Source organism: Planomonospora corallina, from assembly GCF_042650625.1.
GTDB lineage: Bacteria > Actinomycetota > Actinomycetes > Streptosporangiales > Streptosporangiaceae > Planomonospora_B > Planomonospora_B corallina.
Window position 1 is genome coordinate 510,914 of record NZ_JBHSBM010000011.1, and the last position, 22,266, is coordinate 533,179.

Consider the following 22,266-nt stretch of genomic DNA (forward strand, 5'->3'; position numbering starts at 1 on the left):
GCCTCCCGGCGCGGCCGGCGCCGTCTCGCGGGCGCGGACAGGCGGCGGGCCTTCGGCCGCATCGGGGCGCCTGGCCGGCGACCACGTCCATGACCTGGGAGGACGCCCGTTTCTGTCGGTGGGGTCTGGCACGGTGGCCTCTGTGACGACCGTCCTGCTCGACCTGGTCCTGCCGCCGCGCTGCGCCGGATGCGAGGCGCCCGGCGCGCTCGTCTGCGGTCGCTGCGCGGCGGAGCTGCACGGCGAGCCCGCGTGCCGGATGCCGCTCCCCGCCCCGCCCGGCCTGCCCGAGTGCTGGTCGGCCGCGGTCTACACCGGCGCCGTCCGCCGGGCGATCCTCGCCTACAAGGAGCGCGGGCGCACCGCCCTGGCCCGCCCGCTGGCAGGGGCGCTGGCGCTGGCGGCGGGCACCGCGGCGGGCACGCGCCCGCTGGTCCTCGTCCCGGTGCCCAGTGCCCGCGCGGCGCTGCGGCGGCGCGGGCACGACCCGGTGGCCCGGCTGGCCGTGCTGGCGGCCGGATACCTGCGCGCGGCCGGATGGCCGGCCCAGGCGGCGCACCTGCTCGCCCAGCGCCGCCGAGTGGCCGACCAGGCGGGGCTGAGCTCCGCGCAGAGGGCGGAGAACCTCGCGGCGGCCTACCGCCTCGCGCCCGGCGCCGAGGGCCGCCTGGCGGCGTTCAGGAGGGAGGGGCGGGCGGTCGTGGTGGTCGACGACATCGTCACCACAGGCGCCACCCTCGCGGAGGCCGCCCGGACGCTCCGCGCGGCGGGGGCGCCGGTGCCCCTCGCCGTCACGGTGGCGGCGACACGCCGAAGAGGCGGATCGCGCATCGATCACTCACCGTAAAAGAGCGGTCAAGTATCGGCCCGGCCCGGCGGCGGTGCCTCCATGTCCGGATTGCGAGGTCAGGGTCGCGCACCGGACATGAGAAGCCTTCATGTCAGGGGTGTCCGGCGACTGGAAACCAGGACCTATGTCCGGAACCGGCCCGGTAGAGATCACGGAAAGTGATTCTTCGGCCGGCCGTGATGCTGACATTCGACCGCGATGCGGATAGCGTCAAGACATGGCACCCGTCCGGGTCCGTGGTTGCGTCGGGCCGACCCCCGCTGGGGGGCCGGTCCGGCTAGCCGATGCCAGCCGCAGGCGAAACGGTCCACGTAAGGCGACTTTTTGTCGACCGATCACGGTGCGGCTTAGAGGTAAGTCCTGCCTCCCCGGGGAGCCAGATGTTCCTCGCCAGGAGAGAAGGGCAGTAGTGGCAAAGAGCTGCGAGACCCTCAGCAGGCGGATGTGGGGACGAAGACCAGGTCGGCCGGACGGGTGCCGCGGCAACACAGTCGAGAGCCGAAGGGGGGCTGTGCATGGACATCATCGTCAAGGGTCGGCACACCGGAGTGAGTGATCGGTTCCGCGACCATGTGACGACCAAGCTGGCCAAGATCGAGCGTCTGGACCAGAGGGTCATCCGCGTCGACGTGGAGGTGTCCAAGGAACGCAACCCGCGCCTGGCGGACCAGCGCGAGCGGGTCGAGCTCACCATCCACTCCCGCGGTCCCGCGATCCGGGCCGAGGCCTCGGCCGAGGACCGCTTCGCCGCCCTCGACATCGCCCTCGGCAAGCTCGGCGGGAGGCTCCGGCGCATCGCGGACCGGCGCAAGGTGCACTACGGCAACCAGAGCCCCATGTCGGTCGCGGAGATGACCGCCGCGGCCATCGAGGCCTCCCCGCCGCCGATCCGCCTCGAGTCGGAGAAGGAGGCCGAGGCCGGCGCGGAGGCCGCCGAGGAGGGCACCGTCCCGATCGAGATGGAGGGTGAAGGCCCCCTGGTGGTCCGGGAGAAGGTCCACAAGGCCGAGCCGATGACCATCGACCAGGCGCTCCTGGAGATGGAGCTGGTGGGCCACGACTTCTACCTCTTCCGGGACAAGGAGAGCGGCCTGCCCAGCGTCGTGTACCTGCGCAAGGGCTACGACTACGGCGTGCTGCGGCTCATCGAGCCCTGACCGCCGCGTTCGAAGATCCTCTCCGACCAACCCGCGGACCCCGAACCCGTGTAATCATGGCGGTCCAACGGCTCTGGCCCCCCGAGGAGGAGGCGTGACGGAACCCGACGAGGCGGCCCGCCCTGCCGGGCGCGGCGATCCCATCCGCGTGCTGATCGTTGACGACCACGCGCTGATCCGCCGCAGCCTGGAGATGGCGCTGGCCGCGGAGGCGGACATCGAGGTGGTCGGCGAGGCGAGCGACGGTCAGGAAGCGGTCGAGCTCGCCGACCGCCTCACACCGGACGTCGTGCTCATGGACGTCCGGATGCCCAGAAGGAGCGGGATCGAGGCCACCCGGGAGATCAAGGCCTCGGCGCCGAGCATCCGGATCATCATGCTGACCGTGAGCGACGAGGAGGAGGACCTCTTCGAGGCGATCAAGGCGGGGGCCACCGGCTACCTGCTGAAGAACGTCCAGCTCGACGAGCTCCCCGAGGTCGTGCGGGGCGTTCACGAAGGGCAGTCGCTCATCAACCCGGCGATGGCCACGAAGCTCATCAACGAGTTCGCGACCATGAGCCGGAAGGAGGCCGAGCGGCCTCCGCAGCTCCCCGTCCCCCGGCTGACCGACCGGGAGATGGAGGTCCTCCGCCTGGTCGCCAAGGGGATGAACAACCGCGAGATCGCCAAGCAGCTGTTCATCTCCGAGAACACCGTGAAGAACCACGTCCGCAACATCCTGGACAAACTGCAGCTGCACTCCCGGATGGAGGCGGTGGTCTACGCGGTCCGCGAGCGGATGCTCGAGATCACCTGACCCGTGCTCATCACCTGACGCGTGCTCCCCGCCGGTCGGCGGGGAGCACGGGGATCACGGGGATCACGGGGATCATGGAGCCGGGCACGCCGGCCGCCGCTACGGGATCAGGGCGGCCAGCGCCCGGCCGAGAGCGGGATCGACGCGCTCGACGCGGACGTCGTCGCAGCCGACCCAGCCCGCGGCCTCGCGCAGGGACTCGGCCAGCGGCTCCGCGGCCCTGCCCGGCGTGATCCCGGGCTCGAGGCCGATCTGGCGGGCGACCAGGGTGGAACCCTCGCGTGCCGGGTCGACCCGGCCGATCAGGCGGCCGGAGGCCAGGAGCGGCATCGTGAAGTAGCCGTGGACGCGCTTGTCCCTGGGGACGTAGGCCTCCAGCCGGTGGTCGAAGCCGAAGACGCGGGCGGTGCGGGGACGGTCCCAGACGAGGGAGTCGAACGGTGACAGCAGCGTGGTGCGGTGCCGGCCCCGGGGCGGGGTCTCCAGCGCGGCCGGATCGGCCCACGCCTGCTCCGAGCGGCCGGTCCAGCCCTCGACCCGGACGGGGGCCAGCCCGGCGGAGCCGTCCAGCAGCGCCGCGTCCAGCAGGGCGGAGTGCGGGGCCTTGAGCCTGAGGAAGTCGACCAGGTCCGCGCGGGTGGCGACGCCGAGGGCGCGGCCCGCCGTACGGGCGAGGCGGGCGACGCACTCGGCGTCGGAGAGGTCCTGTCCCAGCAGGTGGGCGGGGACGGCCCGCTCGGCCAGGTCGTAGACACGACGCCACCCGACCCGGCGGGTGCAGACCACCTGCCCGGTGTCCAGCAGCCACTCGATGGCGATCTTGGAGTCTGACCAGTCCCACCAGGCGCCGCCGTTCTTGGCGCCGCCGAGCTCGGTCGTCGTGACGGGACCGCTCTCGCGGACCTGCTCCAGCACCTTGTCCACGACCGGCGGGACCTCGTGCCAGCGGTACTTCCGCTCCCGGTAGGCGCGCCGCCGGAAGGCGTACAGCGGCCAGTCGTCCAGGGGCAGGATGCAGGCGGCGTGGCACCAGTACTCGAAGGCGCGGGGCGGGACGTCCCAGTAGGCCCGCTCGACCTTCCCCCGGCCGACCGCGCCGAGGCGCGCGTAGGCGACCAGCTCGTGGGAGCGGGCCAGGACGGAGATCGTGTCGAGCTGGACGGCGCCCAGGCGGCGCAGGGTCGCGCCCGCGCCGCCGCGGCGGGCGTCGGCGCCCAGGAGCCCCTGGGCGCGCAGGATGATCCGGCGGGCCTCGTCGGCGGGGAGCGTGACCGTCATGTCCGGCTCCGGGGCGAGCAGTGCGTCAACATGAGGCGAGGGTAGCGCTCCACACCGACGAAATCGCTATGCCGGTGTCGCCGGCCGGACCGTGGACGCCCTTTCCGCCGTAGCGGCGGACGGGAGTCCGTGCCGCCCGCCCGCGCCGGGTGGGGAGTGTCCCTCCGGGAGCGCCCGTTCTGCCCGCTCACGCCGGGCGCGGGGAGCGTCCTTCCGGGAGCCGGTCCGGCTCAGCTCAGAGCGCCCTCCCGGCGGCCGGCCCGGGTGCGCGGGGCGTCGACGACGGCGTCGGCGAAGGCGTCGAAGGCCAGCAGGAGGATCCCGCCCAGGGCGCAGACGGCCGCGCCCATCCAGAAGACGAACCAGTCGGGCCCGGTGACCAGGCCGACCCCGCCGATGACGAAACCCAGCACGCTCACGGTCACGGCCAGCCAGGAGGATGCCCTGCCTCCGTGGCCCCCGGGACCCCCGGGACCCCCGGGACCCCCGGGACCCCCGGGGCTCCCATGGCTCCCATGGCTCCCATGGCTCCTGTGGTCCCCGTGGCCCCGGTCTCCGCTGACGGCGTGGCCCGCATGGCCATCTTGGTCCCCGTGGTCCTCGTGACCGCCACGGCCGCCGTGGCCCCCGCGGCCGTTCCGGTCCTCGGGGCGTCCGCGTCCTCCGGGGGCGCCACGGGCGACCTCACCGTCCCGGCGCTCCCCGGGGCGGCTCCCCCGGCCGGTCTCGGACGCGCTCTCCGGTGCGGTCTCGGCCATGCTCCCGTGTCTCCTCGGCGCGTGACGGCGCGCCCGCCGGTCTTTTTCCTACGAGCCGTACTGGCGGGGGACATACCCTTCCATGCTGGGCTGTACTCCCCAAAATGGCCGTCCGGGGAACACCACGGAGATCAAGACCGTCATTCATGGTGGATGTGTCCGGTGGTGGAAGCGCCTACGATGGCAGCGGAGAACCATGTCTCGTCCTCATCCGGGCCGATCCGGCCGCGGAAGACCTGCGAGGAGCCTTACCTACAGTGCCAGCCTTTCTCGACAAGATTCTTCGCGCAGGCGAAGGCAAGACTCTGCGTAAGCTCAAGCGCATCGCCGACCAGGTCAACTCCATCGAGGACGACTTCACGAGCCTGACCGACGCCGAGCTGCGCGCCCTCACCGACGAGTACAAGCAGCGCCACGCCGACGGCGAGTCCCTCGACGATCTGCTTCCCGAGGCCTTCGCCACCGTACGCGAGGCCGCCCGGCGCGTGCTGGGCAAGCGCCACTTCGACGTGCAGATCATGGGCGGGGCCAACCTGCACATGGGCAACATCTCCGAGATGCGCACCGGTGAGGGCAAGACCCTGACCTGTACGCTCCCGGCCTACCTCAACGCCATCTCCGGCAAGGGCGTGCACGTCGTCACGGTCAACGACTACCTCGCCAAGCGCGACGCCGAGGAGATGGGCCGCGTCCACCGCTTCCTCGGGCTCGAGGTCGGCGTGATCCTGGCCAACATGCCGCCGGACGAGCGCCGCAAGCAGTACAACGCGGACATCACCTACGGCACGAACAACGAGTTCGGCTTCGACTACCTGCGCGACAACATGGCCTGGTCGCTGGAGGAGTGCGTCCAGCGCGGCCACAACTTCGCCGTCGTCGACGAGGTCGACTCGATCCTCATCGACGAGGCCCGGACCCCGCTGATCATCTCCGGCCCGGGCGAGCAGTCCGGCAAGTGGTACGGCGAGTTCGCCAAGATCGTCCCCCGGCTCCGCAGGGGCACCGAGGGCAAGGACGGCCAGGAGAGCACCGGCGACTACGTCGTCGACGAGAAGAAGCGCACGGTCGGCATCCTGGAAGCGGGCGTGGAGAAGGTCGAGGACTGGCTCGGCATCGACAACCTCTACAAGCCCGAGCACACCCACCTGGTCGGCTTCCTCAACAACGCGCTGAAGGCCAAGGAGCTCTACAAGAAGGACAAGGACTACATCGTCGTCGACGGCGAGGTCCTGATCGTCGACGAGTTCACCGGTCGCGTCCTGCACGGCCGCCGCTACAACGAGGGCATGCACCAGGCCATCGAGGCGAAGGAAGGCGTCAAGATCAAGGACGAGAACCAGACGCTCGCCACGATCACGCTGCAGAACTACTTCCGCCTCTACGCCAAGCTCTCCGGCATGACCGGAACCGCGGCCACCGAGGCCAACGAGTTCCACCAGACCTACAAGCTCGGCGTCGTCCCCATCCCGACCAACCGGCCGATGATCCGCAAGGACCAGGCGGACGTGGTCTACAAGACCGAGGACGCCAAGTTCCTGGCGGTCGTCGACGACATCGCCGAGCGCTACGAGAAGGGCCAGCCGGTCCTGGTCGGCACCACGAGCGTGGAGAAGTCCGAGCGGCTGTCCAGGGAGCTCAAGCGCCGGGGCGTCAAGCACGAGGTGCTCAACGCCAAGAACCACGCCCGTGAGGCCGCGATCGTCGCCGAGGCGGGTCGCAAGCACGCGGTCACCGTCGCCACCAACATGGCCGGTCGAGGCACCGACATCATGCTCGGCGGCAACCCCGACTTCCGCGCCGACCTCGAGCTGCGCAACCGCGGCCTGGACCCGGTCGAGACCCCGGACGAGTACGAGAAGGCCTGGGCCGAGGCGCTGGAGAAGGCCAAGGAGGCCGTCAAGGCCGAGCACGAGGAGGTCACCGAGCTCGGCGGCCTCTACGTCCTGGGCACCGAGCGGCACGAGTCGCGCCGTATCGACAACCAGCTCCGCGGCCGTTCCGGCCGCCAGGGCGACCCGGGCGAGTCGCGGTTCTACCTCTCGCTCGAGGACGACCTGATGCGCCTGTTCAACTCGGCCCGGGTCGAGATGATCATGACGCGGCTGAACATCCCGGACGACGTCCCGATCGAGTCCGGCATGGTCTCCAAGGCCATCGCCTCCGCCCAGCACCAGGTCGAGCAGCAGAACTTCGAGATCCGCAAGAACGTTCTGAAGTACGACGAGGTCATGAACCGGCAGCGCAAGGTGATCTACGCCGAGCGCCGCCGCGTGCTGGAGGGCGCCGACCTGCACGAGCAGATCCGCGACTTCGTGGGCGACGTCGTCGACGAGTACGTCGCCGGCGCCACCGCCGAGGGCTTCGCCGAGGACTGGGACCTCGACAAGCTCTGGAAGGCCCTGGGCCAGCTCTACCCGATCACCCTCACGGTCGACGGGCTCGCCGAGGAGGCCGGCAGCCGCGAGGAGCTCTCCGCCGCCTTCCTGTCCGAGAAGATCAAGGCCGACGCCCTGGCCGCCTACGACCGCCGCGAGGAGGAGCTCGGGTCGGAGGCCATGCGGGAGCTGGAGCGCCGGGTCATCCTCTCGGTCCTGGACCGCAAGTGGCGCGAGCACCTCTACGAGATGGACTACCTCCAGGAGGGCATCGGCCTGCGCGCGATGGCGCAGCGCGACCCGCTGATCGAGTACCAGCGGGAGGGCTTCGAGATGTTCTCCGCGATGCTCGACGGCATCAAGGAGGAGTCGGTCGGCTACCTGTTCAACCTCGAGGTGGAGGTGCAGATCAGCCCGATCGTCGAGGAGGCCGCCGAGGAGGACGAGTCGGTCGCGGAGGCCCGCTCCATCATCGCCCGCGGCCTGCGCGGCCCGCAGCGCCCCAGCGAGCTGCAGTACACCGCGCCCGGTGAGCGGGGCGAGGTGGAGCACACGCGGGTCAGCACGAAGGAGGAGCGCGACGCCTACGGCGACGTCGAGCGCAACGCCCCGTGCCCGTGCGGCTCAGGCAAGAAGTACAAGCGCTGCCACGGCGACCCGAAGAACACCGAGGCCTGACCGGGACGGCGGGGCCGGGCTCCGGCCCCGCCGTCCCGTGGGCCCGCGGCCGCGGGCCCACCCGGCCCCGTGAGCTCGTGAAAGGGCCCGCACCCCTGGAATCCGCCGACAGGGGTGCGGGCCCTTCCCCGTGCCGGGGCGGCCCCGGCACGTGCTCCAGGGGCGGCCCCGGCACGTGGTTCAACGGCAGCCCGGAGATGGCCCGGCACGCGGTTCAGCGGTGTCCGGAGGTGGTCCGGCACGTGGTTCAGGGGGCGGTCTCGAAGTCGGTGCACAGCCACTGCACGCCCCGGCGCTCCAGCCGCAGGGCCAGCACCCGGGAGCGCTCGCCGCAGTGCGCGAGCAGGCACATCTCCACCACCCCGTCCCGAGGCTGGGAGATGTGGGGCGCACCCACCCGCGGAGGGCGCGTGCAGTCGAAGACCTTCCCGGCACGGATCAGCTCCGCGTGGGCCCGGCGGGTCAGGTGGCAGGAGACGCTGGCGGGCGGTCGCCGACCGGCGAGGATCTCCACGACGGCCTGCCCGAGGGCCCGCAGCCGCCGCTCGTCCGGGACCGCGCCGGGCGGTCCCCACACCAGCGGCCGCCGGGGCGGCGGGGCCACCGGCTCCGGCTCCGCGGTGAGGGCGAGCGTCCCCTGCACGTACGGCCCCCGCCGGTACGGCGCGGCGGCCCCGGCCCCGGCCTCGCGGGAGGGGTGCTCCTCGTCGTAGGGCGGCTCGGCCACGGGGGAGGGGTTGATCCGGGGCAGCGGCAGGGAGCGGGAGGAACGGGACGGGGAGGGAGACACGGCGACTCCGGTTCGAAGGGTCTGGAGCGGACTGACACGGTGGGGAGTTTCCGGTCCCGCCGCCAGATACATCACCCGCCAGCTTTCCGGCGGGCCCTCGGGACTTCGCCCGCTACGCGCAGAAGATCACCTCAAGCTGGAGCGCCGCCCGGTCGCGGCGGCCGGGTTTCGGAAGAGCGGTCGTTTCCCAGGGGACGGCCGAAACCGGGGTGGGGGCCGTGCCCGGAGGGGACTCGCCGGAGCGGGGCCGCGCCGTTCCGCCCGCCCGGGCCGGGTGCGGTCCGTCCGCGCGGACCGCCCCCGGCCCCGGAGGGACGGGGACCGACCGGTCAGGCGGCGGTCCGCCCGGCGGCGCCGTCCGGCCGGGTCCCGCCGGAGTCAACGTCCGGCTCGGGCTCGCGGCCGGGGGTCATGATGTTCAGGCGCCGGATCAGGAAACCGAAGACGGTGTAGTAGACCACCGCGTAGACCAGGCCCATGGCGATGACGACCGGCACCCCGCGGGCGTTGGCCGCGGTGCCGTACAGGCCGAGGTCGATCAGGCCGGAGGAGAAGCTGAAGGCGAGCTTGGCGTCCAGCGCCGAGGCGACGGCCAGGGAGACGCCGGTCAGCGCGATGTGCACCACGAACAGGACCGGCGCCACGAAGATGAAGGCGAACTCGATCGGCTCGGTGATGCCGGTGAGGAACGCGGTGAGCGCGGCGGAGACCATGATGGAGCCGACGGCGGTGCGCCGGTGCGGAGGAGCCGCCCGCCAGATGGCGATCGCCGCCGCGGGCAGGCCGAACATCAGCACCGGGTAGAAACCGGCCTCGAAGCCGCCGTAACCCTGCACGCCGTGGTTGAAGCAGACCAGGTCGCCCGCGAGCCGCCTGCCGCTCTCCGTCACGCACGCCGGTACCTGGGTCCAGACGATGTTGTTGACGATGTGGTGCAGGCCCAGCGGGAGCAGAGCGCGGTTGACCATGCCGTAGACACCCGCGCCCAGCGTGCTGTTGTCGGCCAGCCAGACGCCGAAGGCGCGGAGCCAGCCGCCCAGGACCGGCCAGACGAAGCCGACCGCGACCCCGAGCACGAGCCCGGTGAAGGCGGTCAGGAGCGGCACCAGGCGGCGGCCGCTGAAGAACGCCAGGGCGGTCGGGAGCCTCGTGCGGTGGAAGCGCTGCCAGAGCACCGCGGAGACCAGCCCCATGAGGATGCCGCCGAGCACGCCGGTGGGGTTCTGCGCGCCCAGGTCGAGCACCGTCTCCGGCACGCCCGGGCTGGCCGGGTCGAAGACCCGAACGGTGATCGACTCTTTCAGGACGTCGTCGAAAAGCCGGAAGAACATGTTCATGCTGACGGCGTGGAAGACCAGGTAGCCGGCGATCCCGGCCAGCGCGGTCGAGCCGTCGGCCCTGCGGGCGAACCCGATGGACACCCCGATCGCGAACAGGATCGGCAGGTTGTCGAAGAGCGCGCCGCCCGCGGTGCCGAGCACGTGGGCCACGTCGTCGAGGAGCACGTCGTCCGTACGGCCCAGCAGGTCGTCCTGGCCGAGCCGGAGCAGCAGGCCGGCGGCGGGCAGCACCGCGATCGGGAGCATGAGCGAGCGGCCCAGGCGCTGGAGCACGCCCATCACCGCGGAGCCGGGACCCGGACCGGGGCCGGAGCCGGGGCCGGGCGCCTCCGCCGGGGTGGAGCTCATCCGGCACTCCTTGGGGGGTGGGGGAGAGGAGGTCAGGTGCGGCGCGCCGGGGTCTCCAGGACGGTGCGGAGCTGGTAGCGGTCGGCGCGGTAGGTGGACACCCCGAGCTCGGCGCAGACGCCGCCGGAGAACGAGCGCTGCTGGAGCAGCAGGACGGCCCCGCCGCGCGGCAGCTTCAGCAGGTCGGCGTCGCCCGGGTCGGCGATGCCGGCGTCGATGGTCAGCTCGCCCGCGTCCATGATCAGGCCGTAATGGGTCTCCAGCACGGAGTAGAGGGAGCGGTCCGACAGCTCGTGGGCGTCGAGGTCGGGCGCGAGGGCGACCGGGACGTGGGCCCGCTCGATGCACATGGGCTCACCGGCGGCGGTGCGCAGCCGCTCGACGAAGTGGACCTCGTCGCCCGGCTGGATGCCCAGTTCCCGGGCGAGGTGCGCGCTGGCCCTGACCACCCGGCGGTCCAGGTCGACCGAGCCGGGCTCCATGCCCCGCGAACGCATCTCCTCGGTGAACGAGGTCAGCCGGAGCGGCATCTCGATCTTGGGGCGGGCGACGAAGGTGCCCTTGCCCGGGACGCGTTGCAGCCTGCCCTCGGAGACCAGGTGGTCGACCGCCTGCCGCACGGTCATACGGGACAGGCCGAAGCGCTGGCAGAGCTCGCGCTCCGAGGGGATCGCCGCCCCGATGGCCAGCTCGTGGCTGTCGATGAGGTCGAGCAGGATCTCGCGGAGCTGAAAGTACTTCGGGATCGGGCTGTCCGGATCGATTTGCGCCATGTGATCCGCCCCCTCTCGAACTGTGGTGGTTGATGGGCTATGGTTCGTACTGGTCTAGTCCGGACTAGACCACAGGCCGGAAAAGGGTGTCAACGGACGGGCCGGCGACGGATCGATAACGGCCCGATCGCGCCTGTCCGAGCCTCACGGATGCGAGCTTTAAGGATGGGCGCGAGATGACGACCAAGATGCGCGGTGAGATCGCCGAGCAGCCCGCTGCGCTGCAGGCCACGCTGGACGCCCTCCTCCCCAGGGTCGGGGAGGTGGAGCGGCTGGCACGGCAGACCAGGCAGCTGCTGTTCATCGCCCGCGGCACCTCCGACAACGCCGCAGTCTACGGCCGTTACCTCGTCGAGGCGCACGCGGGACGCCTGTCCACCCTCGCCGCGCCGTCGATCGCCACCACCTACCGGCGCAGGCTCGACCTCGACGGGGTGCTGGCCGTCGGCCTGTCCCAGTCCGGCCGGACCGAGGAGATCGTCGAGACCCTCGCCTGGGCCGGCGAGTGCGGCGCGAAGACCGTCGCGATCACCAACGGCGGCGAGGACAGCCCGCTGGCGCAGGCCGCCGACCTGGCCCTGTGCACCCTGGCGGGCGAGGAGAAGGCCGTCCCGGCGACCAAGACCTACACCACCCAGCTCGCCGCGCTGGCCGTGCTCGGCCTCGGCCTGGGCGCCGACGTCGACCCCGGTGACCTGCGCCGGGTCCCGGAGGCCGTGGAGAAGCTGATCGGCGACCCCGGCGACCTGGAGACCGTCGTCGACGGGCTGGCCGACAAGCCGGGCGTCGTGGTCTCCGGCCGCGGCCTGGCCTTCTCCACCGCGCTGGAGACGGCGCTCAAGCTGAAGGAGGCCTGCTACCTGCACGCCATGGGCCTGTCCTACGCGGACCTGCTGCACGGCCCGATCGCCGTGGTGGACGCCGACACCCCGGCGATCCTGGTCGCGGCCGGCGAGGGGCCGACGCTGGACGGCACCGTGGCGCTGGCCGAGCGGGTCACCGGCGCCGGGGCCGCGGCCTTCACGGTCGGCGGCGGCACCCGGCTCGCGGCGGCGGGCACGGCCGCGCTGAACGGCCCCGACCTGCCCGAGTGGGTCGCCCCGATCGGGCTCGTCGTCCCGGGTCAGCTGCTCACCGAGGCCCTCGCGCGCCGGCTGGGGATCGACCCCGACGCCCCGCGCGGCCTCAACAAGGTGACCCAGACGGACTGAGGGGTCCGGGGCGCGCGCCCGGGCGGCCTGGAGGGACCGTCCCGCGAGGAGGAAGGACGGGCGGGAGCCCCCCGAGCGGGCAGGACCTAGGCTGGGCGGCGCACCGTCAAGGCAGGAGGGCGACATGGCGGCAGACGCCGGAGCGATCATCGCGGGTCTCGGTGGCGCGGAGAACATCATCGAGATCGAGCCGTGCATCACCCGGCTCCGGACCGAGGTCCGCGACGCCTCGAAGGTCGACCAGGCGGCCCTGCGGGCGGCCGGCGCGCACGGGGTCATGGTCGCGGGGGTCATCGTCCAGGTGGTCGTGGGCCCCGAGGCCGACATGATCGCCGGGGACATCGAGGACATCATCGGCTGAGCGGTCGCCCCGGGCCGAGGCGTGGGGCCGCTCCGCCGAGTGCGGGAGTGAGCGGGCGACGCCGGGCGGGTTCGAGGAGATCCGGGGGCCGTCCCCGCAGGCGCGGGCGCGTACGGCACCGAGGGGGTGTGATGACCGCAGTTCTGGCCCCGGTCGCGGGGACGGCCGTCGGGCTCGCCGCGGTCCCCGACCCGGTGTTCGCGGCGGGGCTGGTGGGCCCGGGTGCGGCGATCGATCCGGCGCGCCGGCCCGGCCGGGTGGTCGCGCCCATCGCGGGACGGGTCCGCAAGCTCCACCCCCACGCCTTCGTCGTGGTCTCCGACGACGGCCGGGGGGTCCTGGTCCACCTGGGCATCGACACCGTCCAGTTGCGGGGGGAGGGCTTCGAGCTGCTGGTGGCGGAGGGCGACCGGGTGAGCGCCGGGCAGCCCGTGCTGGTCTGGAACCCGGCCGGGGTCGAGGCGAGCGGGCGCTCCCCGGTCTGCTCGGTGGTGGCGCTGGACGCGTTCGCGGAGGCCGTGACGGAGGTCGCCGACGGGGCCGTGGCCGCGGGGGAGGCGCTGTTCCGGTGGGCGTGAGGGCCCGGCCGCTCCGGAGTCCGGGGGGAGGCGGTTCCGCGGGGCGGCGGGCGGTCACGGAGGTGGTTCCACGCGGCGGTCGCGGAGGTGTGCCACGTGGCCGTCACGGGCGGTCTCACGGGCGGTCGCAGCGGACGATCCGGAGGCGGCGGGGCATGGAACCGGATCTTCGGGAAGAATGGGACCCACGTGCAATTCACAGGTCCGGGGGAATGAGGCCCTGCGGCCGGGTCCGCGCACAGGACGCGGACCCGGTGATGACGGGGCGGAACCCGCCGGGACGGACTTCGGGGAGACCCCGCGGTCGCGGTCCCGGAGAGACCGACCGGCCTTCCCGGCCATATAGGAGCCGAGCGGTCTAGACCGCTCGCCAGGAGATATCCCTTCAGGAGGAGTCCGTGCCCGAGCGCCACGTCATCGTCAAGGCCGAGGTCGGCCTGCACGCCCGCCCCGCCGCGACGTTCGTGCAGACCGCGGCCAAGGCCGCGGACCTGGACATCACCGTCGCCAAGCCCGGCGGCAAGCCGGTCAACGCCAAGAGCATCCTCGGCGTCCTCTCGCTCGACGTCCGCCAGGGGGAGACCGTGGTGATCAGTGCGGACGGTGAAGGGGCGGAAGAGCTCCTCGACCGGCTGGCGGAGATCGCCTCGGCGCCATGAGCCGGACGCTCACGGGGGTGGGCGTGAGCCCCGGCGCGGGTTACGGGCCCGCCTACGTGGTCGGCGACGCGGTCCCGCCGCCTCCGCCCGGGGAGCGGCACGGCGGGGACGCCGGGGCGGAGACCGGGCGGGCGCTGCGGGCGCTGGAGCGGGTCGCCGCGGACCTCCAGGAGCTGGGGGAGCACGCCGGCGGCGAGGGCCGCGACGTCCTCGAGGCCCAGGCGATGATGGCGCGCGACCCCGACCTGGGGGACGAGGTGGCCCGGCTGGTCCGGGCCGGCTCCAGCGCCGCCCGCGCCGTCTACGAGGGGTTCGGCGGGTACCGCAGGATGCTCGCCGCGGCCGGGGGGTACCTGGCCGCCCGCGTCGCCGACCTCGACGACGTCCGGGACCGGGTGATCGCTGTCCTCGCCGGCCGGCCGGTCTCGCGCGTGCCGGCCGGCGCCGCGGAGCCGTACGTGCTCGTCGCCCGTGACCTGGCCCCGGCCGACACCGTGCTGCTCTCCCCGGACACGGTGGCCGCGTTCGTCACCGAGGAGGGCGGGCCGACCAGCCACACCGCGATCATCGCGCGGGCGATGGGCGTGCCCGCCGTCGTGGCCTGCCCGGGCGCCGCCGCCGTTCCCGCGGGCGTGCCGGTGCTCGTCGACGGGACCTCCGGCCGGGTACGGCTGGAGCCCTCCGCCGAGGAATTGGCGGGCGCCCGCCGGGCCGACACCGCCCGCCGGGCCCTGCTCGCACGGGCCACCGGCCCCGGGGCGACCTCCGACGGGCACGCCGTGCCGCTGCTGGCCAACATCGGCGGCCCGAAGGACGTGGCGGGCGCTCTGGAGCACGGTGCGGAGGGCGTCGGGCTCTACCGGACCGAGCTGCTCTTCCTGGGCCGGGCGCAGGCCCCCTCCGTGGAGGAGCAGGAGGCGGCGTACCGCCGGGTGCTGGAGGCCTTCCCCGGCCGGCAGGTGATCGTGCGGACGCTCGACGCCGGGGCGGACAAGCCGCTGGCGTTCCTCCCGCCACCAGGCGAGGAGCCCAACCCGGCGCTGGGGGAGCGCGGGGCGCGGTTGCTGAGGCTCCACCCCGAGGTGCTGGCGGCGCAGCTGACCGCGCTGGCGCGGGCCGCCGCCGGTAGTTCGGCACGCCTGGCGGTGATGGCCCCCATGGTCTCCACCGCCGAGGAGGCGGCCTGGTTCGCGGCCGCCTGCCGGAAGGCGGGGCTGCCGTCCGCGGGGATCATGATCGAGGTTCCGTCCGCGGCCCTGCGCGCCGCCGACCTCGCCGCCGAGGCCGACTTCTTCTCGGTCGGCACCAACGACCTGGCCCAGTACGCCTTCGCCGCCGACCGCCAGGTGGGCGCGCTGACCGCGCTCCACGACCCCTGGCAGCCCGCCCTGCTCGACCTGGTCGCCGCGGCCGTGGCCGGGGCCGCCGGACGCGGCAGGCCGTGCGGGGTCTGCGGGGAGGCCGCGGCCGACCCGGTGCTGGCCTGCGTGCTGGTCGGGCTCGGCGCCACCTCGCTCTCGATGGGCGCGTCCGCGCTGCCCGCCGTACGGGCGGCGCTGGCGCGGCACAGCTTGGAGCAGTGCGTGCTGGCGGCGCGGGCCGCGCGCTCGGCCGCCTCCCCGGCCGAGGCCCGGACGGCGGCCCGCGCGCACCTGCCGGGCGTGGCCGACCAGGGCCTGTGAGAGGAGCGGCCGGGGCCGGCTTGTGACGGGCCGGCGGAAGCACGGCGGGGTGAAGAGCGGACGGGTGAAGAGCGGACGGGTGAAGAGCGGACGGGTGAAGCGCGGGCGGTGAAGCCGCGGACGGTGAAGCGCGGAGGTGCCCGGGCGCACGGCCGCGCCGCGGGGGCCGACGGCCCCCGCGGCGCGGAACCGCTCACCGAACGGGAGGGTCAGGGGAGGTCGTACCTGGCGACTTTCTTCAGGTATGACTTGTGGACATACCCGTAGGTCTTGGAGTTGTGAGCCTGCACTCTGCGCCAGTTGGTGGTCGCGAGCTTGCACTTCCCGCTGACGGGATACCTCGGGTTGATGGCGCCGATGACCTTGGAGAAGCGGCTCGGCTTCGCGTGCACGGTGACGACGCCGGTGGCGGGGGCGTTGCGCACCCTGTACACGCAGATGGGCGCGGAGGCGGCGGTGGGCGCCGCGGTGGTGGGCGCCGCGGATGCGGGTGCCGCGGTGACCGCGCTGAGAGCGGTGAGGCCGCCGCTGGAAATGGCGGCCGCCGTGATGATTCCGGCGATTCTCTTCGGGATCATTCGCCACTCCTTGTCCGTGGAAGATTGGCGATTTCACGTCCCTGTATGTCCGCACTCGGGGACAAAAAACGCAAATCGGGCATTTTGTGACACGCGTTCGGCTCCGCTGGGCGTGTCTTGACCCTTGCCGGCGGGTGGGCCCATGCCCGGGGATCCGTGAGCCGACCCTCCTCTGACCACGGCTTTGCGTGATCGCCCAGGCCGCGCGGAGGCGACCGGGCCGCCGGGGGCGCGGGACGCCGGGGGGCGCGGGACGGCGCGCGGCTGCGGCCCGGAGAAGGACCGGAGACCCGGGGGCCGCGGTTAAAGAGAGGGCTGTGGAGCGGGCCGTGCGGTCGCCCGCGCGGATAGCGTGGTCCCCATGGTTCGGTGCGTGCGTACGGCGGCTCTGGCGGTGATCGCGACGATGGTGAGCGGATGCGCGGGATCGGGGGCGGCCACGGGGCCCGCGGAGCCCTCCCCGGCGGCCTCCCCGGGCAGGACCGGGGCCGCGCCGGCCGCGAGCCGGACGCCCGCGGCGTCCGCCGAGCCGTCGCGGACCCCCGCGCCCGGAGACCCCGCCGTGGAGACCGTGCTCGCGGAGATGAGCGTCGAGGAGAAGGTCGGCCAGCTGTTCATGCCCGTCGTGTACGGTGCGGCGGCCGACACCGTCTCGGGGGAGAACCGGGCGCGCTTCGGCGTGGGCACCCCGGCCGAGGTGATCGCCAAGTACCGGCCCGGCGGGGTGATCCTGTTCCCCTGGGCGGACAACGTCAAGAGCGTCCGGCAGGTCGTCGCCCTCACCAACGGGCTGCAGAAGGCCTCCCCCCAGGTCCCGCTGCTCATCGGCGCCGACCAGGAGAACGGGCAGATCTCCCGGCTCGCGCCGCTGGTCACCGAACTCCCCGGAGCGAAGACGATCGGCTCCACCGGCGATCCCGCGCTGGCCCGCAGGGCGGCGAAGGTGACCGGGACCGAGCTGCGGGCACTCGGCGTCAACCTGGACTTCGCGCCGGTCGCCGACGTGAACGTCAACCCCCGCAACCCGGTGATCGGCCCGCGCGCCTACGGCTCGGACCCCGCGAAGGTCGCACCGATGGTCGCCGCCGCGGTCCGAGGCTTCCACGACGCCGGGGTGGCCGCCACGGCCAAGCACTTCCCCGGCCACGGCGACACGGACGTGGACAGCCACACCGGCCTCCCGGTGATCACACACTCCCGCTCCCAGTGGGCGAAGCTGGACGCGCCGCCGTTCGCCGCCGCCATCGAGGAGGGCGTCGACGCGATCATGAGCGCGCACGTGGTCATGCCGGAGCTCGACCCGTCGGGGGACCCGGCCACGCTCTCCAAGCCGATCCTGACCGGGCTGCTCCGCGAGAAGCTCGGCTTCGACGGGGTCGTCACCACCGACGCGCTGAACATGGCCGGGGTGCGGGAGAAGTACGGCGACGGGGAGGTGGCGGTCCGGTCCGTCCTGGCCGGGGCCGACCTGCTGCTGATGCCGCCGGACCACGGAGAGGCGTACGAGGCGGTGCTGAAGGCGGTGCGCTCCGGCCGCATCTCCGCCGAGCGGCTCGACGCGTCCGTCCGGCGGCTGCTGACGCTCAAGGCCGCGCGGGGGTTCCTGGCGGAGGCCCCGGCGGCCGACCCGGACGAGGCGGAGCGGGTGCTGCGCTCGGCCGCGCACCGCAAGATCGCCGCGCAGATCACCGCCAGGGCCCGCTAGGACAGGTACGGCTTCAGCTCGCGGCGGGCGACGGTCCGGACGTGGACCTCGTCCGGGCCGTCGAAGATGCGCATCGCGCGGGCCTGGGCGTACATCATCGCGAGCGGGACGTCGTCGCTGACGCCCATGCCGCCGTGCACCTGGATCGCGCGGTCGATGACCTCGCAGGCCATCCGGGGGGCGACGACCTTGATGGCGGCGATCTCGGTGGCGGCGGTCTTCGCGCCCACGTTGTCGATCATCCAGGCGGCCTTCAGGGTGAGCAGCCGGGCCTGCTCGATGGCCAGCCGGGACTCGGCGATCTGCTGCTGGACGACGCCCTGCTGGGCGAGGGCCTGGCCGAAGGCCACGCGGCTCGTGGCGCGGGCGCACATCAGCTCCAGTGCCCGCTCGGCCATGCCGATGGCGCGCATGCAGTGGTGGATGCGGCCGGGGCCGAGCCGGGCCTGGGCGATGCGGAAGCCGTCGCCCTCCTCCCCGATCAGGTTCTCCGCCGGCACCCGGACGTCGGTGAAGACGATCTCGGAGTGGCCGTGCTGCTCCTGGTAGCCGAAGAGCGGCAGGTGGCGGACGACCTCGACGCCGGGGGTGTCCATCGGGACCAGGACCATCGACTGCTGCCGGTGGACCGGCGCCTCCGGGTCGGTCTTGCCCATCACGATCATGATCTCGCAGCGGGGGTCGGCCGCGCCGGTGATGAACCACTTGCGGCCGTTGACCACGTACTCGGAGCCGTCACGCGTGATCGAGGTGGCGATGTTGGTGGCGTCGCTGGAGGCCACCGCGGGCTCGGTCATCGCGAACGCGGAGCGGATCCGGCCGTCGAGCAGGGGCCCGAGCCAGCGCTCCCGCTGCCCGGCCGAGCCGAACATGTGCAGGACCTCCATGTTCCCCGTGTCGGGAGCGGCGCAGTTCAGCGCCTCGGGGGCCAGGTCCACGGAGCGGCCGGTGACCTCGGCCAGGGTGGCGTAGTCGAGCACGGACAGGCCGGACTCGGCGGGCAGGAACAGGTTCCACAGGCCCCGCGAGCGGGCCTCCGCCTTGAGCTCCTCCACCACCGGGGGCAGGGTGTGGTCGTCGTGCCCGCGGGCCGCCCGCCACGCGTGGTAGACCGGTTCCGCCGGGTAGACATGGGACGCCATGAAGTCGTTCAGGTCGGCGAGATACTTCTCCGCCTTCGGGCTGAGCGCGAAGTCCATGGCCGCCAGTCTGGCACCCGCCGTTTCCCGCCGCTCCACCGGCTGCGCCTAATCTGTAACAGGTTCTGTGCAGAAGGAGGCGGGATGTTCAAGGGCGTGCTGATCGACTGGGGCGGGGTGCTCACCACGGGGCTGCGCGAGGCGATCGACGTCTGGATCGCCGCCGAGCGCATCGACCCCGGCCGCTACCGCGACGTGATGCGCGAGCTGGTCATGCAGGCCTACGAGGCGGGCCCGGACGGCGAGAACCTCATCCACGCCCTGGAGCGCGGCGAGATCTCCGCGCTGGACTTCGAGCGCGACCTGGCGCGCAGGCTGCTCACGCTGGACGGCGTGCCGCCGGTCGCCGAGGGGCTGCTGACCCGGATGTTCGCCGGCTTCCAGCCGGTCCAGCCGATGTACGACATGCTGGCCGCCGCCCGCGCCGCCGGGCTGAAGACCTGCCTGCTCTCCAACTCCTGGGCCAACGACTACCCCCGCGACTCCTGGGACGGCCTCTTCGACGAGATCGTCATCTCCGGGGAGGTCGGCATGCGCAAGCCGGAGCCGCGGATCTTCGAGTACACCCTGGACCTCGTCGGGCTCTCCGGGACCGAGTGCGTCTTCATCGACGACATCGAGGCCAACATCACGGCGGCCGGCGCGCTGGGGATCACCGGCCTGCACCACCGGGAGCCCGCCGACACCATCACCCGGCTGGAGGGGTTGCTCGGCGTCCCGCTGCGCTGACCCGCCCCGCCCGCCCGCCGCACGCCCGCTCGGACCGCCCCGCCGGGGCCGCCCGCCGTGTTCAGGCTCGCCGCCGCCGTGCCGTACCTCGCGGGCCGGTCGCGCGGACTGGCAGACTCGGGGGAACCCGGCTCCGGCCCGCCGCCGCGCCGCGGAAAGCAGCCCGTAGAAGAGATCCCGCAGAAGATCTCACAGAAGAGACACTCGCAGAAGAGACAGAGGAACGATGCGCGTCTACCTGCCGTGCACGCTCCCGGCGCTGGCCCGCGTGGCCGCCGCCAAGGAGCTGGGACCGGCCCCGCTGACCGGGTACGCGGTGACCCCCGCGCTGGTCGAGTGGTACGCCTCGGGGGACACCGAGGAGCTGGAGTACGTCGCCCTGACCGACGCGGCCCGCTCGTCCCTGCGGATGCTCGCCGCCGACCGCGCGGACGGCGTGGAGGCCGCCGCGCGCCGGGTGGTCGTCGCAGCCGAGGTGCCGGACGGGATCGTGGAGGCGGGCATCGGCATCGAGGAGCGCTCCCGGGTGCGGCTCACCCGGGCGGTCACGATGGAGGAGATCGCCGCCGTCCACGTGGACGACCCCTCGGCCGCCGGTGACGTCGAGGCGGCCGTCGCCGCGCTGCCCGCGGCCGACGCCGGGGACGACGACGCGCGGTTCACCGTGGACGGCGCCGAGGCCCACGAGCTCATGTGGTACGCCACCCAGGAGATCCCCGACCTGGTCGAGTGAGGTTTTATCCGGGTGCGGGGCATCCGGGGCGCTGACTAGTCTGTATGGCGATATGAGACACATCGTTTGGGACTGGAACGGCACCCTCTTCGACGACATCGACGCCGTGGTGAAGGCGACGAACGCGGTCTTCGAGCCCTACGGCCTCGGCGCCTACGACGCCGATGGCTTCCGCGCGGTCTACACCCGCCCGATCTGGACGGCCTACGAGCGCATGCTCGGCCGCCCGCTGGCCGACGGCGAGTGGGAGCGCATGGACGCGGGCTTCCACGACCACTACCACCGGCTGATGCTGGAGTGCGGTCTCGCGGCCGACGCGCTCTCCACCCTCCAGGCGTGGGAGCGGGAGGGCGGGCGGCAGTCGCTGCTGTCCATGTGGTGGCACGAGCGGCTGACCGCCAAGGTCGCCGAATACGGCATCGAGCGGCACTTCACCCGCGTCGACGGGCTGCTGCACACGGTCCCCGGCGGGCACAAGGCCGAGTCCATGGTCAGCCACCTGGCGGCCCTCGGCGTGGACCCGGCCGACGTGCTGGTGATCGGCGACAGCGTCGACGACGCGCACGCCGCGCAGCACGTGGGGGCCCGGGCGGTGCTCTACACCGGCGGCATGACCAGCCGCGCCGACCTGAAGGCGACGGGCCTGCCCGTCGTGGACACCCTCACGGACGCCCTGGACTACGCCTGACGGTCGCGCCCTGACCGGCCCGCCGGCGCTCCCCGTCCGGCGATCCGGTCCCGCGTGGACCTCCCGGCCCGGCTCCGTCCGGCGGGCCGGTCCCGCATGGATCTCCCGGCCCGGCCCCGTGCGGACCTCCCGGCAGCCTGAGCGGACGTTCCGGGCATCGGAGGCGGACAGGGTACGGCGGATGGCCGTACCCTGGCATCCCCCTCATCTCCGGAGGTCACGATCAACCGCCTCGTTCTCTGGAACGTCGATCTGACCCTGGTCGACGTGTCCATCGTCACCCGCGACGCGTACGCGGACGCCTTCCGCCAGGTCACCGGCAGGCCCCTGGTGAAGCTGACCCAGCACAACGGCCGCCCCGACTCCGAGATCGTCTTCGAGACCCTGGCCATCAACGGGGTCGCCGCCACCGACGAGGACCTGCCGCGCTTCCTGGACGCGCTGGCAGCCTCCTTCGCCGCCCGCCGCAAGCGGCTGGCCAAGGAGGGCAGGGCGCTGCCCGGCGCGAAGGACGCGCTCAAGGCCGTGTCCCGGCTCGACGGCACGGTGCAGTCGGTGCTCACCGGCACCATCCGGAGCAACGCGGTGCGCAAGCTGGCCGCCTTCGGCCTGGACAAGTACGTCGACGTCGAGGTCGGCGGCTACGGCGAGGAGGTCTACCCCAAGGCCACCCTGCTCCAGGTCGCGCAGGGCAGGGCGGCCCGCAGGCACGGCGCGGCCTTCGACGGGAGCAACACCGTGCTGGTCGGCGACTCGGCCCGGGACGTGCAGGCGGCGAAGATCGCCGGGGCCGCGATGATCGCCGTCGCCACCGGGCGGACCCTCGCGAGCGAGCTGCGCGAGGAGGGCGCCGACGTGGTCCTGCCCGACCTGTGCGACCCGGCCCGGCTCGTCGAGGCCGTGACCCGCCTCACCTCGCCCGCCCGGACCGGCTGACCCGGCCCGCGTGCCGCGGACCCGTCCTCCCCGGCGGACCGCGACGGCGGAGACCCGCGTC

The 22,266-nt window shown here is 73.1% G+C and carries 21 protein-coding genes; 14 read left to right on the forward strand and 7 right to left on the reverse strand.

Features of this window, described 5'->3' with window-relative positions; all coding sequences use genetic code 11:
• The first annotated feature begins 142 nt into the window (after positions 1 to 142).
• The 3 genes from ACFOWE_RS07185 (at position 143) to ACFOWE_RS07195 (ending at position 2,806) form a co-directional block, all read left to right on the forward strand.
• Positions 143 to 847 carry a ComF family protein gene (locus tag ACFOWE_RS07185; protein ID WP_377286243.1) on the forward strand — a complete coding sequence of 235 codons (705 nt, stop codon included), beginning with the start codon at positions 143 to 145 and terminating at the stop codon, positions 845 to 847.
• 518 nt (positions 848 to 1,365) lie between these two features.
• Positions 1,366 to 2,007 (forward strand): ribosome hibernation-promoting factor, HPF/YfiA family, encoded by a 642-nt coding sequence (gene hpf, locus ACFOWE_RS07190; protein WP_377286244.1) that lies wholly within the window; start codon positions 1,366 to 1,368, stop codon positions 2,005 to 2,007.
• Between the two features lie 94 nt (positions 2,008 to 2,101).
• On the forward strand, positions 2,102 to 2,806 hold the full coding sequence (locus ACFOWE_RS07195) for a response regulator (protein ID WP_377286245.1): 705 nt from the start codon (positions 2,102 to 2,104) through the stop codon (positions 2,804 to 2,806).
• 99 nt (positions 2,807 to 2,905) lie between these two features.
• Here ACFOWE_RS07195 and ACFOWE_RS07200 read toward each other — a convergent pair whose 3' ends face one another.
• Both ACFOWE_RS07200 and ACFOWE_RS07205 read right to left on the reverse strand, forming a co-directional pair.
• The gene (locus ACFOWE_RS07200; protein ID WP_377286246.1) at positions 2,906 to 4,084 is read right to left on the reverse strand and encodes a winged helix-turn-helix domain-containing protein; all 1,179 of its coding nucleotides are present in this window, start codon (positions 4,082 to 4,084) and stop codon (positions 2,906 to 2,908) included.
• Between the two features lie 230 nt (positions 4,085 to 4,314).
• Positions 4,315 to 4,842 carry an HGxxPAAW family protein gene (locus ACFOWE_RS07205; protein WP_377286247.1) on the reverse strand — a complete coding sequence of 176 codons (528 nt, stop codon included), beginning with the start codon at positions 4,840 to 4,842 and terminating at the stop codon, positions 4,315 to 4,317.
• Positions 4,843 to 5,099: 257 nt separating this feature from the next.
• Here ACFOWE_RS07205 and secA point away from each other — a divergent pair, with 257 nt between their 5' ends.
• Positions 5,100 to 7,895, forward strand: coding sequence for a preprotein translocase subunit SecA (gene secA / locus ACFOWE_RS07210; protein WP_377286248.1), 2,796 nt, complete (start codon positions 5,100 to 5,102; stop codon positions 7,893 to 7,895).
• Between the two features lie 247 nt (positions 7,896 to 8,142).
• Here secA and ACFOWE_RS07215 read toward each other — a convergent pair whose 3' ends face one another.
• From ACFOWE_RS07215 to ACFOWE_RS07225, 3 genes are all read right to left on the reverse strand, one after another.
• Positions 8,143 to 8,685, reverse strand: a complete 543-nt coding sequence (locus tag ACFOWE_RS07215) for an Rv3235 family protein (protein ID WP_377286250.1) — start codon at positions 8,683 to 8,685, stop codon at positions 8,143 to 8,145.
• Between the two features lie 329 nt (positions 8,686 to 9,014).
• Positions 9,015 to 10,373, reverse strand: coding sequence for a PTS transporter subunit EIIC (locus ACFOWE_RS07220; RefSeq protein ID WP_377286251.1), 1,359 nt, complete (start codon positions 10,371 to 10,373; stop codon positions 9,015 to 9,017).
• A 32-nt stretch (positions 10,374 to 10,405) separates the two neighbouring features.
• On the reverse strand, positions 10,406 to 11,146 hold the full coding sequence (locus tag ACFOWE_RS07225; RefSeq protein ID WP_377286253.1) for a GntR family transcriptional regulator: 741 nt from the start codon (positions 11,144 to 11,146) through the stop codon (positions 10,406 to 10,408).
• Positions 11,147 to 11,322: 176 nt separating this feature from the next.
• Here ACFOWE_RS07225 and ACFOWE_RS07230 point away from each other — a divergent pair, with 176 nt between their 5' ends.
• The 5 genes from ACFOWE_RS07230 (at position 11,323) to ptsP (ending at position 15,637) form a co-directional block, all read left to right on the forward strand.
• The gene (locus ACFOWE_RS07230; protein WP_377286254.1) at positions 11,323 to 12,357 is read left to right on the forward strand and encodes an SIS domain-containing protein; all 1,035 of its coding nucleotides are present in this window, start codon (positions 11,323 to 11,325) and stop codon (positions 12,355 to 12,357) included.
• Between the two features lie 124 nt (positions 12,358 to 12,481).
• Complete coding sequence (locus ACFOWE_RS07235; RefSeq protein ID WP_377286255.1) at positions 12,482 to 12,718, forward strand: glucose PTS transporter subunit EIIB; 237 nt, start codon at positions 12,482 to 12,484, stop codon at positions 12,716 to 12,718.
• Between the two features lie 131 nt (positions 12,719 to 12,849).
• Complete coding sequence (locus ACFOWE_RS07240) at positions 12,850 to 13,296, forward strand: PTS sugar transporter subunit IIA (RefSeq protein ID WP_377286256.1); 447 nt, start codon at positions 12,850 to 12,852, stop codon at positions 13,294 to 13,296.
• A gap of 398 nt (positions 13,297 to 13,694) precedes the next feature.
• Positions 13,695 to 13,955 (forward strand): HPr family phosphocarrier protein, encoded by a 261-nt coding sequence (locus ACFOWE_RS07245; protein ID WP_377286258.1) that lies wholly within the window; start codon positions 13,695 to 13,697, stop codon positions 13,953 to 13,955.
• A complete protein-coding gene (gene ptsP / locus ACFOWE_RS07250) occupies positions 13,952 to 15,637 on the forward strand; it encodes a phosphoenolpyruvate--protein phosphotransferase (protein WP_377286259.1) in 1,686 nt (561 codons plus the stop codon). Before ACFOWE_RS07245 ends, ptsP begins: the two co-directional genes overlap by 4 nt.
• Before the next feature lie 209 nt (positions 15,638 to 15,846).
• Here ptsP and ACFOWE_RS07255 read toward each other — a convergent pair whose 3' ends face one another.
• The gene (locus tag ACFOWE_RS07255; RefSeq protein ID WP_377286260.1) at positions 15,847 to 16,215 is read right to left on the reverse strand and encodes an SH3 domain-containing protein; all 369 of its coding nucleotides are present in this window, start codon (positions 16,213 to 16,215) and stop codon (positions 15,847 to 15,849) included.
• A gap of 361 nt (positions 16,216 to 16,576) precedes the next feature.
• Here ACFOWE_RS07255 and ACFOWE_RS07260 point away from each other — a divergent pair, with 361 nt between their 5' ends.
• On the forward strand, positions 16,577 to 17,920 hold the full coding sequence (locus tag ACFOWE_RS07260) for a glycoside hydrolase family 3 protein (RefSeq protein ID WP_377286261.1): 1,344 nt from the start codon (positions 16,577 to 16,579) through the stop codon (positions 17,918 to 17,920).
• Here the strand turns inward: ACFOWE_RS07260 and ACFOWE_RS07265 are convergent.
• The gene (locus tag ACFOWE_RS07265; protein ID WP_377286263.1) at positions 17,917 to 19,119 is read right to left on the reverse strand and encodes an acyl-CoA dehydrogenase family protein; all 1,203 of its coding nucleotides are present in this window, start codon (positions 19,117 to 19,119) and stop codon (positions 17,917 to 17,919) included. The genes ACFOWE_RS07260 and ACFOWE_RS07265 overlap by 4 nt on opposite strands.
• A gap of 84 nt (positions 19,120 to 19,203) precedes the next feature.
• On the opposite strand from ACFOWE_RS07265, the gene ACFOWE_RS07270 reads away from it, so the two are divergent.
• From ACFOWE_RS07270 to ACFOWE_RS07285, 4 genes are all read left to right on the forward strand, one after another.
• Positions 19,204 to 19,848: an HAD family hydrolase gene (locus tag ACFOWE_RS07270; protein ID WP_377286264.1), complete on the forward strand. Its 645-nt coding sequence runs from the start codon at positions 19,204 to 19,206 to the stop codon at positions 19,846 to 19,848.
• 226 nt (positions 19,849 to 20,074) lie between these two features.
• Positions 20,075 to 20,581: a DUF6912 family protein gene (locus ACFOWE_RS07275; RefSeq protein WP_377286265.1), complete on the forward strand. Its 507-nt coding sequence runs from the start codon at positions 20,075 to 20,077 to the stop codon at positions 20,579 to 20,581.
• Between the two features lie 52 nt (positions 20,582 to 20,633).
• Positions 20,634 to 21,269 carry an HAD family hydrolase gene (locus ACFOWE_RS07280; RefSeq protein WP_377286266.1) on the forward strand — a complete coding sequence of 212 codons (636 nt, stop codon included), beginning with the start codon at positions 20,634 to 20,636 and terminating at the stop codon, positions 21,267 to 21,269.
• 222 nt (positions 21,270 to 21,491) lie between these two features.
• Complete coding sequence (locus ACFOWE_RS07285; protein WP_377286467.1) at positions 21,492 to 22,205, forward strand: HAD family hydrolase; 714 nt, start codon at positions 21,492 to 21,494, stop codon at positions 22,203 to 22,205.
• The last annotated feature ends 61 nt before the right edge of the window (positions 22,206 to 22,266 follow it).